This window comes from Streptomyces durmitorensis (assembly GCF_023498005.1).
GTDB lineage: Bacteria > Actinomycetota > Actinomycetes > Streptomycetales > Streptomycetaceae > Streptomyces > Streptomyces durmitorensis.
The window spans coordinates 4,384,265-4,398,980 of record NZ_CP097289.1; the positions used below are offsets into that span (position 1 = coordinate 4,384,265).

At 70.2% G+C, this 14,716-nt stretch carries 12 protein-coding genes and 2 pseudogenes; 3 read left to right on the forward strand and 11 right to left on the reverse strand.

Going from position 1 to position 14,716, the window contains the following annotated elements; genetic code table 11:
• Positions 1–752: 752 nt before the first annotated feature.
• On the forward strand, positions 753–1,763 hold the full coding sequence (gene trpS, locus M4V62_RS19660; protein WP_249588556.1) for a tryptophan--tRNA ligase: 1,011 nt from the start codon (positions 753–755) through the stop codon (positions 1,761–1,763).
• A gap of 81 nt (positions 1,764–1,844) precedes the next feature.
• Here trpS and proC read toward each other — a convergent pair whose 3' ends face one another.
• From proC to M4V62_RS19685, 5 genes and pseudogenes are all read right to left on the reverse strand, one after another.
• Complete coding sequence (gene proC / locus M4V62_RS19665; RefSeq protein WP_249588557.1) at positions 1,845–2,657, reverse strand: pyrroline-5-carboxylate reductase; 813 nt, start codon at positions 2,655–2,657, stop codon at positions 1,845–1,847.
• A 90-nt stretch (positions 2,658–2,747) separates the two neighbouring features.
• Positions 2,748–3,485, reverse strand: a complete 738-nt coding sequence (locus M4V62_RS19670; protein ID WP_249588558.1) for an ABC transporter permease — start codon at positions 3,483–3,485, stop codon at positions 2,748–2,750.
• A complete protein-coding gene (locus M4V62_RS19675) occupies positions 3,482–4,300 on the reverse strand; it encodes an ABC transporter ATP-binding protein (RefSeq protein WP_249588559.1) in 819 nt (272 codons plus the stop codon). Before M4V62_RS19675 ends, M4V62_RS19670 begins: the two co-directional genes overlap by 4 nt.
• Positions 4,301–4,366: 66 nt before the next feature.
• A pseudogene (locus M4V62_RS19680) lies at positions 4,367–5,130 on the reverse strand (class I SAM-dependent methyltransferase).
• A 96-nt stretch (positions 5,131–5,226) separates the two neighbouring features.
• The gene (locus M4V62_RS19685; RefSeq protein WP_249588560.1) at positions 5,227–5,733 is read right to left on the reverse strand and encodes an EamA/RhaT family transporter; all 507 of its coding nucleotides are present in this window, start codon (positions 5,731–5,733) and stop codon (positions 5,227–5,229) included.
• A gap of 172 nt (positions 5,734–5,905) precedes the next feature.
• On the opposite strand from M4V62_RS19685, the gene M4V62_RS19690 reads away from it, so the two are divergent.
• Positions 5,906–8,149, forward strand: a complete 2,244-nt coding sequence (locus tag M4V62_RS19690) for a protein kinase domain-containing protein (RefSeq protein ID WP_249588561.1) — start codon at positions 5,906–5,908, stop codon at positions 8,147–8,149.
• Between the two features lie 49 nt (positions 8,150–8,198).
• Here M4V62_RS19690 and M4V62_RS19695 read toward each other — a convergent pair whose 3' ends face one another.
• The 6 genes and pseudogenes from M4V62_RS19695 to M4V62_RS19720 form a co-directional block, all read right to left on the reverse strand.
• The gene (locus M4V62_RS19695) at positions 8,199–8,492 is read right to left on the reverse strand and encodes an SH3 domain-containing protein (RefSeq protein WP_249588562.1); all 294 of its coding nucleotides are present in this window, start codon (positions 8,490–8,492) and stop codon (positions 8,199–8,201) included.
• A 235-nt stretch (positions 8,493–8,727) separates the two neighbouring features.
• Positions 8,728–9,048 (reverse strand): annotated as a pseudogene (locus tag M4V62_RS19700) (dihydroxy-acid dehydratase); the annotation flags it as partial.
• A gap of 259 nt (positions 9,049–9,307) precedes the next feature.
• Positions 9,308–11,161, reverse strand: coding sequence for a dihydroxy-acid dehydratase (gene ilvD, locus M4V62_RS19705; protein ID WP_249588563.1), 1,854 nt, complete (start codon positions 11,159–11,161; stop codon positions 9,308–9,310).
• 136 nt (positions 11,162–11,297) lie between these two features.
• The gene (locus tag M4V62_RS19710) at positions 11,298–11,927 is read right to left on the reverse strand and encodes a TetR/AcrR family transcriptional regulator (RefSeq protein WP_249588564.1); all 630 of its coding nucleotides are present in this window, start codon (positions 11,925–11,927) and stop codon (positions 11,298–11,300) included.
• Positions 11,924–12,748 carry a sugar phosphate isomerase/epimerase family protein gene (locus tag M4V62_RS19715; RefSeq protein WP_249588565.1) on the reverse strand — a complete coding sequence of 275 codons (825 nt, stop codon included), beginning with the start codon at positions 12,746–12,748 and terminating at the stop codon, positions 11,924–11,926. Before M4V62_RS19715 ends, M4V62_RS19710 begins: the two co-directional genes overlap by 4 nt.
• An 84-nt stretch (positions 12,749–12,832) precedes the next feature.
• Positions 12,833–13,765 carry a Ppx/GppA family phosphatase gene (locus M4V62_RS19720; protein ID WP_249588566.1) on the reverse strand — a complete coding sequence of 311 codons (933 nt, stop codon included), beginning with the start codon at positions 13,763–13,765 and terminating at the stop codon, positions 12,833–12,835.
• Between the two features lie 71 nt (positions 13,766–13,836).
• Here M4V62_RS19720 and M4V62_RS19725 point away from each other — a divergent pair, with 71 nt between their 5' ends.
• Positions 13,837–14,670 (forward strand): DUF3109 family protein, encoded by an 834-nt coding sequence (locus M4V62_RS19725; RefSeq protein WP_249588567.1) that lies wholly within the window; start codon positions 13,837–13,839, stop codon positions 14,668–14,670.
• Positions 14,671–14,716 lie beyond the last annotated feature (46 nt).

The window sequence follows — 14,716 nt, forward strand, 5'->3', positions numbered from 1 at the left end:
AGACGGGGTATCAACATATCTGGCGTTGACTTTTGGCACGCTGTTGAGTTCTCAAGGAACGGACGCTTCCTTTGTACTCACCCTCTCGGGCTTTCCTCCGGGCGCTTCCCTTCGGTGTTTCTTTTTGTTCTTCGTTCTTGCGTTTCCGACTCTATCAGACTCTTTCGTGTCCGATTTTCCTCGGTGCCTTTCAGGTTTCCGCTCCGGCCTTTCGGCTTTCGCGTTTCCCTTTCCGGCGGTTCCGACTCTACCAGATCCTTTCGGGCCTGATTCCCAGTCAGCGGGGCTTGTCTTCCCGGCTGTTGGGCCGTTCCGACGAGTGAGACTTTAGCGGAATCCAGGCTCCCGATCCAAATCGGGGCGTCCTTTCGAACGCGGATTCCTCATTTCGCAAATGCGCATGAAAACGAACAGACGACGGGTCATCGAAGAGACACGACATCGATCGCTTGAATGGTTCTTGCGGAATGGCTGCCCGGGGACCGACCAAGGGTCGACGCTCACGTCGGGCAACTCGGAGAACACTACGTATGCGGTCCGGGCGTGTCAACCCCGGTACACGGCGGCCCCCGAGGGCTACTGTAGGAGCCGTGACTACGCATGCGCACACCCAGCTGTGGTGGGCCGCCTGACGGCGGCCGTACATACGCATGTACTCAACGGCTGCCGACTCGGCGGCCGTTTCTTGTTTCTCCCCTGGAGGACCCGGAGCCCGGTCGTCGGGCCGACGGTCCTGACCAGGAGGCGGAGACATGACGAGGATCTTCAGCGGGATCAAGCCGACGGGGCATCTGACCCTGGGCAACTACCTGGGCGCCGTGCGCCAGTGGGCAGAGGTTGATCAGCACCGCGCCGAGTCGCTGTTCAGCATCGTCGATCTGCACGCCCTGACCGTGGACCACGATCCCGGCCGGGTGCGCAGGCTCAGTCGGCAGGCGGCGACGCTGTTGCTCGCGTCGGGGATCGATCCCGAGCGGGCCACCGTGTTCGTACAGAGCCATGTCGACGAGCACGCCCGGCTCTCGTATCTGCTCGAGTGCGTCGCGACGGACGGCGAGATGCGGCGGATGATCCAGTACAAGGAGAAATCCGCGCTTGAGCGGGCCCGCGGCGGGAGTGTGCGTCTTTCGCTGCTCACCTATCCCGTGCTGATGGCGGCGGACATCCTGGCGTACGGGGCGGATCAGGTGCCGGTCGGGGACGACCAGGTGCAGCACGTCGAGCTCACCCGGGATCTGGCGGTGCGGTTCAACCAGCGGTACGGACACACGTTCGTGGTGCCGCGGGCCACGTATCCCAAGGTGGCGGCCAGGGTCATGGATCTGCAGGATCCGACGACGAAGATGGGGAAGTCCGGCGATGCGGGGGCCGGGATCGTCTATCTGCTCGACGAGCCGGACGTCGTGCGGAAGAAGATCCTGCGCGCGGTCACGGACAGCGGGAGCGAGGTCGAGTACGACCGGGAGACCAAGCCGGGGATCTCGAACCTGCTGGAGATCCTGGCGTCCTGTGAGGGTGGGAACCCCGAGGGCTTGAGCGGTGTATATGAGTCGTACGGGGCTTTGAAGAAGGACACCGCCGACGCCGTGGTGGAGATGCTGAGGCCCGTGCAGGAGAAGCACAAGGAGCTGGTTGCTGATCCCGCGTATGTGGAGGAGGTGTTGCGGCGGGGAGCTGAGCGGGCCAGGGCGATGGCCAGGCCGACGGTGGACACCGCCTATCGCGCGATCGGTCTGCTGCCGCCGGTGAACGAAGTGGAGTAGCGGCGGGCCGCTTTCCGGGGTGTGCCGGGGCCGTGTTCGGGGCGCGGCCCGTGCGCGCCCCGGGTCCCCGGCTCCGGTCGGTCAGCTGTTGTTGCCGGAGGCCAGTTCGCGGCTGCGGTCGCGGGCGGCTTCGAGGGCGGCGATGAGGGCTGCTCGTACGCCGTGGTTCTCGAGTTCGCGGATGGCGTTGATGGTGGTGCCTGCGGGGGAGGTGACGTTCTCGCGGAGCTTGACCGGGTGTTCGCCGCTGTCGCGGAGCATCACGGCGGCGCCGATCGCGGCCTGGACGATGAGGTCGTGGGCCTTGTCGCGGGGCAGGCCGAGGAGGATGCCGGCGTCGGTCATGGCTTCGACCAGGTAGTAGAAGTACGCCGGGCCCGAGCCGGAGAGGGCGGTGCAGGCGTCCTGCTGGGTCTCGGGGACGCGCAGGGTCTTGCCCACAGCGCCGAAGATCGCTTCGGTGTGGGCGAGGTGGGCGGCCGTGGCGTGGCTGCCGGCGGAGATGACGGACATGCCCTCGTCCACGAGGACCGGGGTGTTGGGCATGACGCGGACGACGGGGGTGCTGTCGGCGAGGCGCTCCTCGATGAAGGAGGTGGTGATACCGGCGGCGGCGCTGATGACCAGGCGGTCGGGGGTGATGTGCGGGGCGAGTTCGTCGAGGAGGCGGCCCATGTCCTGCGGCTTGACGGCGAGGATGAGGGTGTCGGCCTGCTTGGCGGCGTCGGCGTTGCTGACGGGGTCCACGCCGTAGCGGGTGCGCAGTTCCGCGGCGCGTTCGGAGCGGCGGGTGGTGACCAGGAGGTCGGCGGGGGCCCAGCCGGCCCGGATCATTCCGCTGAGGAGGGCTTCGCCGATCTTGCCGGTGCCGAGGACTGCGACGGGCTGGGGCATGTGTGGGTCACCCTCCAGGTGCGGGTCTGCGCTTCGGTGTGGAGCGGGTCAGCGCATCAGCTTGGTGAGGCCATCCTCGCATTGGGTGGGTCAGGCCGTGCGGCGGCGGAGGGTGGCGGCGCCCAGGGCCAGGACGAGTACGGCGCAGCTCGCGACGATGACGGCGTCGCGTACGAAGTCGCCGGTGACGGAGGAGTGGCGGAGGACTTCGTTCATGCCGTCCACGGCGTACGACATGGGGAGGACATTGGAGATCGCTTCGAGAGCCGGATGCATGGTGTCGCGCGGGGTGAACAGGCCGCAGAGGAGGAGCTGAGGGAAGATCACGGCCGGCATGAACTGGACGGCCTGGAACTCGGAGGCCGCGAAGGCGGAGACGAAGAGGCCGAGTGCTGTGCCGAGCAGGGCGTCGAGGAGCGCGACCAGGAGCAGCAGCCAGGCGGAGCCGGTGACGTCGAGGCCGAGGGCCCACAGGGCGAGGCCGGTGGCGAGGACCGACTGGATGACGGCGAGGAATCCGAAGGCGAGGGCGTAGCCCGCGATGAGGTCGCCCTTGGCCAGGGGCATCGCGAGGAGGCGTTCGAGGGTGCCTGAGGTGCGTTCGCGGAGGGTGGCGATGGAGGTCACCAGGAACATCGTGATGAGGGGGAAGATGCCGAGGAGCGAGGCGCCGATGGAGTCGAAGGTCTGCGGGCTGCCGTCGAACACGTAGCGCAGGAGCAGCAGCATCACGCAGGGGACGAACAGCATCAGCGCGATGGAGCGGGGGTCGTGGCGGAGCTGCCGCAGGACACGGGCCGCGGTGGCGAGGGTGCGGTGGGTGTTCATCGGGGGCTCCCGGTGGAGGTGTTGCTGCTGGAGGCGTTCTTGGATGCGGCGATTGCCTTGTCGACGAGGTGGAGGAAGGCGGCTTCGACGGTTTCGGTGGCCGTGCGGGTGCGGAGGGCTTCCGGGGTGTCGTCGGCGAGGAGTTCGCCTTCGCGCATGAGGAGGAGGCGGTGGCAGCGCTCGGCCTCGTCCATGACGTGCGAGGAGACGAGGATCGTGGTGCCTCGGTCGGCGGCGATGGAGTGGAAGAGGTTCCACAGGTCGCGGCGGAGTACGGGGTCGAGGCCGACGGTGGGTTCGTCGAGCACGAGGAGCTCCGGGGCGCCGAGGAGGGCCACCGCCAGGGAGACGCGGCTGCGCTGGCCTCCGGAGAGGTTGCCCGCGAGGGCGTCGGCGTGGCTCGTCAGGTCGACGTCGTCGATGGCTCGGGTGACGTGTTCGTGGCGGCGGTGGGCGGCGGGGCCGCGGCCGGGGTCCAGGACTGCGGCGAAGTAGTCCAGGTTCTGGCGGACGGTGAGGTCGTCGTAGACGGAGGGGGCTTGGGTGACGTAGCCGATGCGGGAGCGGAGGCCGGGGGCGCCGGCCGGTTGGCCGAGGACCTTCAGGGTGCCGGTGACCTTGGCCTGGGTGCCTACCGCTGCGCGCATGAGCGTGGACTTGCCGCAGCCTGAGGGGCCCAGGAGGCCGGTGATCTGTCCCTTCGGGACGGTGAAGTTCAAGGTGCGGAGGACTGTGCGGGGGCCTCGGACGACGGTCAGGTCCCTCGCCTCGATGGCAGGGGGTTCCGCGGCAGGGGGTTCGTCGATATTCATCATGTGATGATTATTGCGCCTTCGGCGCCGGGGGCGTCAAGGGTCGGCGGCAAGGGGCGCGGCTCAGGGCTAGGGGGTGGGGCTCAGGGCTAGGAGCAGGTCTGCTGCGTAGCTCTCCTCGACGATTCCGGTCGGGAAGGTCTTCAGGAGTTCCGTGCGCTCCTGGGCGAGGAAGGCCGCCGTGCGGTCCTCGCCCAGGACCAGGAATGCCGAGTGGCTGCTGATGTTGGCCAGGTGGGAGTCGAGGGGGATGCTGCGGCTCCAGTGGATCCGGTCGCGGCGGAAGTTCAGGGCCTTCGTCAGTTCGGTCGTCCGGTCCGCGGTCTTTCGCGCGCCGTCGTCGTATCCCAGGCAGCGGGCGATCCGGGTGTCCTGCTCCGCGACCCACGGAACCGCGTGGTCCGCGATGTTCCACCACAGGGCGAGCGCGCCGCCGGGGCGCAGCACGCGGAGGGCTTCCGGGACGGAGCGTTCCTGGTCTGTCCAGTGCCAGGCCTGGGCGTACGTGATGAAGTCGGCCGAGCCGTCCGCGAACGGCAGTTGGTCGCCGTCGCCCCGTACGAGGGCGTGTCCGGCAGCGCGCGGCGGAGCTCACGCGCCATCCCGTCGCCCGGCTCCACCGCGACGACGCGGGCGCCGCGCGCTGCCAGGAGGGCGGTCGCGATGCCCGTGCCCGCGCCGACATCCAGCACGCGGGCCCCGGCCAAGGGGCGGCCCGCCAGGTTCTCGACGGCGTCGAAGAGGGCGGGGGGATAGGAGGGGCGGTGGGCCGCGTACTGGGCGGCTGCCGCGTTGAAGGAGTGAGCGCGGCGGTGCGAAGGGGCTGAAGTCATGCCGGTCATCGTTGCCCCAGGGGGTCGGGCTCCGTCACCCCTTGTTGTTCACGATGCCCTTCAAGCCTTCCCCTCTTTCAAGCCTGCCCCCTTCTTTCAAGCCTTCTTCTTCTTTCGGGACGGGTTGCCCGTGCGGCGTGACGTGCGCTTCGCGTACTGCTCGCGGGCCGCCTCGTACTCCTCGCGGTGGAGTTTCTCGCCGGGGGCCTCGGTCAGGGAGCGGAAGAAATAGGCGAGGAGGACGCCGACGAAGCCGATCGTCATGAGGCCGCGCATCGACGACTGGGACGCCGGGTCGTGGCGGCGGGTGAACCCCTCCCAGGCGCGGCGGAAGGCGATCGCGCTGCACACCGAGAACATGATGAGGACGAGGAAGTTCACGAACGTGCCGACGTCCGCGACCGCCATGCCCTCGTACGCGAAACGCAGCACGAAGCAGCCTGCCGCCGCCGCGAGCAGCGAGCCTGCCGCGACGGCCACGCGGCGCGCGCCGTAGCCGTTGTCGTGGCCGACCCAGGTGGTGCCGAAGAAGCGGAGGGGCTCGGGCTGCGGGCCGGGGGCCGTCGCGTCCGTGCGGTCGGGGGTGCTGGAATCTGCGCTCACCCGTCGAGTATCGCCCGCGGTGGCCACAGGGCGGCGCGGGGCAGGGGTGAGGCGCGCCCTATTCGTCCCCCGCCTTGCCCTCCCGTACCACCCGGCGGCTAGTTTGGGTGCCAGGACAGGTAAATGGGCCCATGCGAAAACCGGTGCACGCGGGACGGGGAGGTCGGGGAGAGTGTCGCTCCGCGGAGGTGACCCAGCTGAGATCGGCGGCTATCCGCTGGAGGCACGGCTCGGCTCGGGCGGCATGGGCACGGTCTTTCTGGCGCGTACGGCTTCGGGGCGCCCTGTTGCGATCAAGCTGATCCACCAGCAGTACGCCGGGGACGAGGAGTTCCGCATCCGCTTCCGGCAGGAGGTGGCGGCGGCGCGGCGGGTGAGCGGCGCGTTTACCGCCGCCGTGGTCGACGCCGATCCGGAGGCCGAGCACCCGTGGATGGCGACGTCCTATATAGAGGGGCACACGCTCGCCCAGCACATCGCCAAGAAGGGCCCGCTGACCGGCACCGACCTGCGCACGCTCGCCATCGGTCTGACGGAGGCGCTGCGCGACATCCACCGCGTGGGCGTCGTGCACCGCGACCTCAAGCCGTCGAACGTCGTGCTCTCGCCCGAGGGCCCGCGCGTCATCGACTTCGGCATCTCGCGCGCGGCGGACCAGCAGACGCTGACGATGACGGGGCGGGTCATCGGTACGCCGCCGTTCATGTCGCCCGAGCAGTTGCAGGCGCCGCGTGGGGTCGGGCCGCGGTCCGATGTCTTCTCGCTCGGTACGTTGCTGGTGTACGCGGCGACGGGACAGGGGCCGTTCGACTCGGACAGCCCGTACATGACGGCGTATCAAGTGGTGCACGAGGCACCGGAGTTGGATGCCGTTCCGGCCGCTCTGCGTGCGGTGGTCGAGCCGTGTCTCGCCAAGGACCCGGACGCGCGGCCGTCCGCGGACCAACTCCTTGAGCTGCTGCGGGACCTGCCGGTGGAGCTGGGGGACGCGGCGGGGGTGCGGGCCAGCCGTACGCGGGACACGGACACGCAGCATCACCGGTCATCGGATGTCGGGACTGCCGGGGGCGACACCGCCGAAGCGCCCGCCGCCCCCGAAGGCACCCTCATCGGCCGCAGTCTGCGCCGCCGCTGGCGCCCCGTGCTCGCCGCGGCCGTCGCCGTGGCCGCGCTCGGGGGCGGCATCGCGGCGCTCCAGCTCGGCTCGCCCGGCTCACCCGCCGGGGAGAGCGGCGACGACGGCAAGGACCGCACGGTCGCGGCGGCCGAAGCGCCCCTGCCCGACGGCTTCCGGCCGTGGCGCACGACCGTGCCCAACGACAAGGGCATCCCGGACGAGGTGCGCTGCGTGCCGCGCGGGGACGCGTTGTTCTGCGGGGGCGGCGGAGTCGTCGCCACCCGGCTGCGGATCTCCGACGGCAAGGAGATCTGGAAGGTCAAGAGCCCCGGCGTGCCCATGCAGGGCATGCACATCGTGGGCGCCACGAACGACACCGTCCTCGGCTACCGCCTCCCGCCGGAGGCCTCGTCCGACAAGCCCATCGAAGTGGTGGCGCTGGACGCCGGGACCAGCAAGGAACTGTGGTCCCGCCCGATCAGCGGCCAGTCCCAGATCTTCACCGGGCGGTCCCAGGACGTGGTCCTGTCCGGCTCGACCGTCCTGTCGGTCGACGCGGGCCGTACGCGGATCGAGGCCAGGGACGCGCACAGCGGACGCCTGCTCCGGTCGACGCCGTTCCCCGCGGGCTCGGAGTGCACGCCGGTCCCGACGGGTCAGCGGATGTACGCGATGTGCGCGCCGTCCGCCGAGGTCGCGAACGTCGAGGTGCACCACCCCGTTCTGCACACTCTCGACGTCAAGTCGGGGACGTTCGGCAAGGGCATCGCGGTCCAGGGGCCCGTGCACCCGGTGGGTGGCGACGACGGCAGGCTCGTACTCCTCCATCAGCGGACGCGGGGCCCCGAGTTCCTCGGGTACGACAAGGTGCTGCGGGTCGAGCCGGGCAGTGGCCGCGTCTCGTCACGGCCGCTGAAGAAGGTGTACGGCGCTACGCCCGGCGTCGTGGACGGCACCGTCTACTTCGCCGAGCCGACCGGGATGATCAGTGCGGTCGATCCCGCGACCGGGCGCCAGAAGTGGTCCCGGCAGACCGGTGTGGAAGGGGCCTCCGGGCCGGCGGCGGGCGGCAGCGGCAGCGGCAGCGGCGCGCTGTACTTCAGCTCGCCCAGCGGGCGCGTGGTCGCTGTTTCGCCGCGGGGCAGGACCCTGTGGAGCACCGATCCGCGGGTCGAGGGTCTTGCCGGTGAGGTGAACGCGAGTCCGCGGGTCGCGGTTTCGGGGCGTGTGGTCGTGGTGGCCGCGGCCAAGAACACGGTCTTTTCGTTCGACGCGACGAAGCCGCCCAAGTCCGAGTGAACCTGGGCGGCTTCGCCTGCCTGCCTCATGTGCTCTTGCTTGCGGTGGTTCAGCAGCGCGGTGCCACGTAGCCGTCGCTGCCTGTGCGGACGTACGTGTCGGAGACGTAGCGGCCGCTGCCGATGCGGTCCCAGAGCTTCGACGTGCCGGTCGGGCCCGTGACCTTCTCGCCGGGCTTCTGGCAGTGGATCGTCACCCGGGTGCCCGCCGAGACGCGGCCCACCTTGCTGTACGACGTGCCCGGTCCTGAGCGGACGTTGACGTCCGCGGCGATGGCGTACGTCTTTGCCGCCACGGCCTCGATGGCCTCCGCGGACTCCGGCGCTATGACGTTCTCGCTCATGCTTCTCTCCCCCGTGAAGCGGCGGCTCCCGGCCGCCTTGGCGCGTTCGCTTACAGGGGTGGACGCCTGGGTGCGCCGGGACGGTTGCGTGTGCTGGGGCGCAGGCGGGGACATTTCCCCAACCCCGCCCCTTCCCGAAAACCTGCTCCGGCGCAGGGGCCTTGCGTGCCGTAATCACCGGCTCCGCCGAGTTCGTCCTCAAACGCCGGACGGGCTGAAGGCCCGACCGCAGGCGCTAGCCCAGCTTCGACACGTCCCGCACCGCGCCGCGGTCCGCGCTCGTGGCCATGGCCGCGTACGCCCGCAGTGCCGCCGAGACCTTGCGCTCCCGGGACTTGGGGGCGTAGACGCCGCCGAGGGCTTCGCGGCGGGCCGTCAGCTCCTCCTCCGGGACGAGGAGTTCGATGCCCCGGTTGGGGATGTCGATGCGGATGCGGTCGCCGTCCTCGACCAGGGCGATCGTGCCGCCGGACGCCGCCTCGGGTGACGCGTGGCCGATCGACAGGCCCGACGTGCCGCCGGAGAAGCGGCCGTCCGTGACCAGGGCGGCGGACTCCGGCGCTATGACGTTCTCGCTCATGCTTCTCTCCCCCGTGAAGCGGCGGCTCCCGGCCGCCTTGGCGCGTTCGCTTACAGGGGTGGACGCCTGGGTGCGCCGGGACGGTTGCGTGTGCTGGGGCGCAGGCGGGGACATTTCCCCAACCCCGCCCCTTCCCGAAAACCTGCTCCGGCGCAGGGGCCTTGCGTGCCGTAATCACCGGCTCCGCCGAGTTCGTCCTCAAACGCCGGACGGGCTGAAGGCCCGACCGCAGGCGCTAGCCCAGCTTCGACACGTCCCGCACCGCGCCGCGGTCCGCGCTCGTGGCCATCGCCGCGTACGCCCGCAGTGCCGCCGAGACCTTGCGCTCCCGGGACTTGGGGGCGTAGACGCCGCCGAGGGCTTCGCGGCGGGCCGTCAGCTCCTCCTCGGGGACGAGGAGTTCGATGCCTCGGTTCGGGATGTCGATGCGGATGCGGTCGCCGTCCTCGACCAGGGCGATCGTGCCGCCGGACGCCGCCTCGGGTGACGCGTGGCCGATCGACAGGCCCGACGTGCCGCCGGAGAAGCGGCCGTCCGTGACCAGGGCGCAGGCCTTGCCGAGGCCGCGGCCCTTCAGGAACGAGGTGGGGTAGAGCATTTCCTGCATACCGGGGCCGCCCTTGGGGCCCTCGTAGCGGATGACGACCACGTCGCCTTCCTTGACCTGCTTCTTGAGGATCTTGTCGACCGCTTCTTCCTGCGACTCGCAGACCACGGCGGGACCCTCGAACGTCCAGATGGACTCGTCGACGCCCGCCGTCTTCACGACGCAGCCGTCGACCGCGAGGTTGCCCTTGAGGACCGCCAGGCCGCCGTCCTTCGAGTACGCGTGGGCCGCGTCCCTGATGCAGCCGCCCGCGGCGTCCGTGTCCAGGGTGTCCCAGCGCTTCGACTGGGAGAAGGCCGTCGCCGAGCGCTCGCAGCCGGGGGCCGCGTGCCACAGCTCGACGGCCTCGTCCGACGGCGAACCGCCGCGCACGTCCCACGTCTCCAGCCAGTCCTTGATGGACGCGGAGTGGACCGTGTGCACGTCCTCGTTCAGGAGGCCCGCGCGGTACAGCTCGCCGAGGATCGCGGGGATGCCGCCGGCGCGGTGCACGTCCTCCATGTAGTACGTGCCGCCGGGCGCGACGTTCGGGGCGACCTTGGCCAGGCAGGGGACGCGGCGCGAGACCTCGTCCATGTCGGCGAGGTCGTAGTCGAGCTCGGCCTCCTGCGCGGCGGCGAGCAGGTGCAGGATCGTGTTCGTGGAGCCGCCCATGGAGATGTCGAGCGCCATGGCGTTGTCGAAGGCGGCGCGCGTGGCGATGTTGCGCGGCAGGACCGACTCGTCGTCGCCGTCGTAGTAGCGCTTGGTGATCTCGACGACCGTCTCGCCCGCCTTCTCGTACAGCGCCTTGCGGGCGGTGTGCGTGGCGAGGACCGAGCCGTTGCCGGGGAGCGAGAGGCCGATGGCCTCGGTCAGGCAGTTCATCGAGTTGGCCGTGAACATGCCGGAACAGCTGCCGCAGGTCGGGCAGGCGTTCTCCTCGATGCGCAGGATGTCCTCGTCCGAGACGCTCTCGTCGACCGCGTCGCTGATCGCGTTGACCAGGTCGAGCTTTCGGACCGTGCCGTCGACCAGCGTGGCCTTGCCGGCCTCCATCGGGCCGCCGGAGACGAAGACCGTCGGGATGTTGAGGCGCAGGGCCGCGTTCAGCATGCCGGGGGTGATCTTGTCGCAGTTGGAGATGCAGATCAGGGCGTCGGCGCAGTGCGCCTCCACCATGTACTCCACCGAGTCCGCGATCAGGTCGCGGGAGGGCAGGGAGTACAGCATGCCGCCGTGGCCCATCGCGATGCCGTCGTCCACGGCGATCGTGTTGAACTCGCGCGGGATGGCGCCCGCGGCGACGATCGCCTCGGAGACGATCCGGCCCACCGGCTGAAGATGGGTGTGGCCCGGGACGAACTCGGTGAAGGAGTTGGCGACGGCGATGATCGGCTTTCGCCCGATGTCCGCGCCGGGTACACCGGAGGCACGCATAAGGGCGCGTGCGCCCGCCATGTTGCGGCCGTGGGTGACTGTGCGGGACCTGAGCTCGGGCATCGTCGCTCGCTCCTTCAGGGATCTCAGAGACATAGGAATCGACTGTTCTCGAGGGTACGCCGACGCTCCACGATCTGGACAGGCTGTCCGGATGGCGGGACGACCGTCTCGGTGAGCGGTTGTCCCCGCACTGCTTCTACGGCCCGGTCAGATGCCCCTGCACCACCGGCGCGATCCGCGCGATGATCGCCTCCGGGTCCGCGGACGCGAGCGGCTCCACCTGGATCACGTACCGCAGCATCGCCGTGCCCACCAGCTGCGCGGCCGCCAGTTCCGCCCGCAGCTCCGCGTCCGGCTGGTCGACCTGACGCGCCACCCTGCCGAGCAGCTGCGTCGCGATGAGGCGGCGGAAGACGGCCGCCGCGGTGTCGTTGTTCACCGCCGAGCGCACGATCGCGAGCAGCGGTACGCGGGTGGCGGGGTTCTCCCAGACGCCGAAGATGAAGCGGGTCAGGCGCTCGCCGATGCCGTCGAGCGGGCCGTCCTCGATCGCGGCGGGCGCTTCGAGCGCGGGCGCGAAGGCCTCCTCGATCGCCGACGCGAAGACCTGCTCCTTCGTGCCGAAGTAGTGGTGCACGAGCGCCGAGTCCACCCCGGCCGCCTTGGCGATCCCGCGCACGGACGTCTTCTCGTACCCACGGGCGGAGAACTCGGTGCGGGCCGCCTCCAGGATGCGGTCCCGCATCGCCGGGCCCTCGGCGGACTGCGTACGGGAGGGGCGTCCCCTGCGGCGCGGAGCCGCGCCGTCCGGCGCCGGGTCCGTCACGAGCGGGGCACCTTCACCGCGGACGCCAGGTGCAGCCGCGTATAGGCGAGGGCCTCGGCGAGGTCGGCCTCACGTTCGGCGCTGGACATCGCGCGCCGCGTATTGACCTCGATGACCACGTGCCCGTCGAAGCCGCTCGTCGCGAGGCGCTCCAGGAGTTCGGCGCACGGCTGCGTGCCGCGGCCCGGCACCAGGTGCTCGTCCTTGGCGGAGCCCTTGCCGTCGGCGAGGTGGACGTGGCCGAGGCGGTCGCCCATGCGGTCGATCATCTCCATCGCGTCCGTGCGGGCGGTCGCGGTGTGGCTGAGGTCGACCGTGAAGTGGCGGTAGTCGTCCTTGGTGACGTCCCAGTCGGGGGCGTAGGCGAGCATCTCCCGGTCGCGGTAGCGCCACGGGTACATGTTTTCGACGGCGAATCGGACGTCCGTCTCGTCCGCCATCCGCCAGATGCCGTCGACGAAGGCGTTCGCGTACCCGCGCTGCCAGCGGAAGGGCGGATGCACGACGACGGTCGACGCGCCCAGCTTCTCGGCGGCGGCCTGCGCGCGCTGGAGCTTCACCCAGGGGTCCGTGGACCACACGCGCTGCGTGATCAGGAGACACGGGGCGTGGACAGCGAGGATGGGGATCTGGTGGTAGTCGCTGAGTCTGCGCAGGGCCTCGATGTCCTGGCTGACGGGGTCGGTCCACACCATGACCTCGACACCGTCGTAGCCCAGGCGTGCCGCTATCTCGAAGGCCGTCGCCGTCGACTCCGGATAGACCGAGGCCGTCGACAGGGCGACCTTCGCATCCGGGATGCGCACCACTGGTTCTGCCACGAGGGACAGCGTACGGGCCCTGCCTGGGCACCGGGGAGGTGGTCCAGGTGGTCTCCCGCACACCCGGGTGCCCTAGGTCCTGGCCTAGCTCGGCGGGAGGTGGTCGAGCCTGCGCAGGATCACGCCCTCGCGCAGCGCCCACGGACAGATCTCCAGCGTCTCGACCCCGAAGAGATCCATCGCACCCTCGGCGACGAGCGCCCCCGCGAGCAGCTGTCCGGCCCGCCCTTCGGAGACGCCGGGCAGCTCGGCGCGTTCCGCCGCCGTCATCGCGGCCAGCTGCGGGACCCAGTCCTCCAGGGACTTGCGCTTCAGCTCGCGCTGTACGTAGAGGCCCTCGGCGGAGCGTGCGGCTCCCGCGAGCCTGGCCAGCTGCTTGAACGTCTTGGACGTCGCCACGACGTGGTCCGGGGCGCCGAAGCGGCTGAACTCGCCCACCGTGCGCGCGATCTGGGCGCGCGCGTGCCGCCGCAGCGCCTTCACGTCGGCGGGGTCCGGCGGGTCCTGGGCCAGCCAGGCCGAGGTCAGACGGCCCGCGCCGAGCGGCAGGCTCACCGCGGCGTCCGGTTCCTCGTCGATGCCGTACGCGATTTCGAGCGAGCCGCCGCCGATGTCGATGACCAGGAGCTTTCCCGCCGACCAGCCGAACCAGCGGCGGGCCGCGAGGAAGGTGAGGCGGGCCTCCTCGGCGCCGGTGAGGACCTGGAGGTCGACGCCGGTCTCCTCCCGGACCCGGGCGAGGACCTGGTCGGCGTTGCTGGCCTCGCGGACCGCGGAGGTCGCGAACGGCAGCAGGTCCTCCACGCCCTTGTCCTCGGCGGCCTCCATCGCGTCACGGACGGTGCCGACCAGGCGGTCGACGCCTTCGGGGCCGATCGCCCCGGCCTCGTCGAGGAGTTGGGCGAGGCGCAGGTCCGCCTTGTGCGAATACGCGGGCAGCGGGCGCGCGCCGGGGTGGGCGTCCACCACCAGCAGATGCACCGTGTTCGAACCTACGTCGAGGACACCGAGTCTCATATACGGAACGCTACTGCGCGTACGGCGGTCGCTGGTCCTCGGACCGGGCACAGCGCGCATACCCTGGAGACGTGCCAAAGACGAAAAAGGCGAAGACCGACAAAACGAAGTCGAAGAATAAGTCGGGGAAGCCGGAGAAGGTGCAGAAGTCCCGGCCGGACGAGAAGGGCCTCGACTTCGCCCGCGCCTGGGTGGAGTTCCCGGATCCCGCGGACGACGAGCAGGTCTTCCGCTGCGATCTGACATGGCTGACCTCTCGGTGGAGCTGCATCTTCGGCAGTGGCTGCCAGGGCATCGCGGCGGGCCGCGCGGACGACGGCTGCTGCACGCTGGGCGCGCACTTCTCGGACGAGGACGACGAGAAGCGGGTCGCCGAGTCCGTGGCGCGGCTCACACCGGACATCTGGCAGCACCACGACATCGGCACGGTGAGCGGCTGGGTCTCGACGGACGACGACGGCGAGCGCCAGACGCGTCCGTACAACGGCTCCTGCATCTTCCAGAACCGCCCCGGTTTCGCCGGGGGCGCGGGGTGCTCGCTGCACATCCTCGCGCTGAAGGAGGGGCGTGAGCCGCTGGAGACGAAGCCGGACGTCTGCTGGCAGCTGCCGGTCCGGCGGACGTACGAGTGGATCGACCGGCCCGATGACACGCGGATCCTCCAGGTGTCCATCGGGGAGTACGACCGGCGCGGCTGGGGCCCCGGTGGCCACGATCTGCACTGGTGGTGCACGTCGGCGACGTCGGCGCACGGCGCGGGTGACCCCGTGTACGTCTCCTACCGTCCCGAGCTGACGGAACTGATGGGCAAGGCGGGCTACGACCGTCTCGCGGAGCTGTGCGAGGAGCGGCTCGCTTCTCAGCTGCCGTTGCTTGCGCCGCATCCGGCGGATCCTTCTCGCTAGAAACCTGCCGCGCAGGGCCTTGCGTACCGTCATCACCGGCTCCGCC

Excerpts from the sequence above, each read along its gene's own strand:
- trpS (WP_249588556.1), top strand. The coding sequence starts at position 753 with ATGACGAGGATCTTCAGCGGGATCAAGCCGACGGGGCATCTGACCCTG.
- proC (WP_249588557.1), bottom strand. The coding sequence starts at position 2,657 with ATGCCCCAGCCCGTCGCAGTCCTCGGCACCGGCAAGATCGGCGAAGCC.
- M4V62_RS19670 (WP_249588558.1), bottom strand. The coding sequence starts at position 3,485 with ATGAACACCCACCGCACCCTCGCCACCGCGGCCCGTGTCCTGCGGCAG.
- M4V62_RS19675 (WP_249588559.1), bottom strand. The coding sequence starts at position 4,300 with ATGATGAATATCGACGAACCCCCTGCCGCGGAACCCCCTGCCATCGAG.
- M4V62_RS19695 (WP_249588562.1), bottom strand. The coding sequence starts at position 8,492 with ATGAGCGAGAACGTCATAGCGCCGGAGTCCGCGGAGGCCATCGAGGCC.
- ilvD (WP_249588563.1), bottom strand. The coding sequence starts at position 11,161 with ATGCCCGAGCTCAGGTCCCGCACAGTCACCCACGGCCGCAACATGGCG.
- M4V62_RS19720 (WP_249588566.1), bottom strand. The coding sequence starts at position 13,765 with ATGAGACTCGGTGTCCTCGACGTAGGTTCGAACACGGTGCATCTGCTG.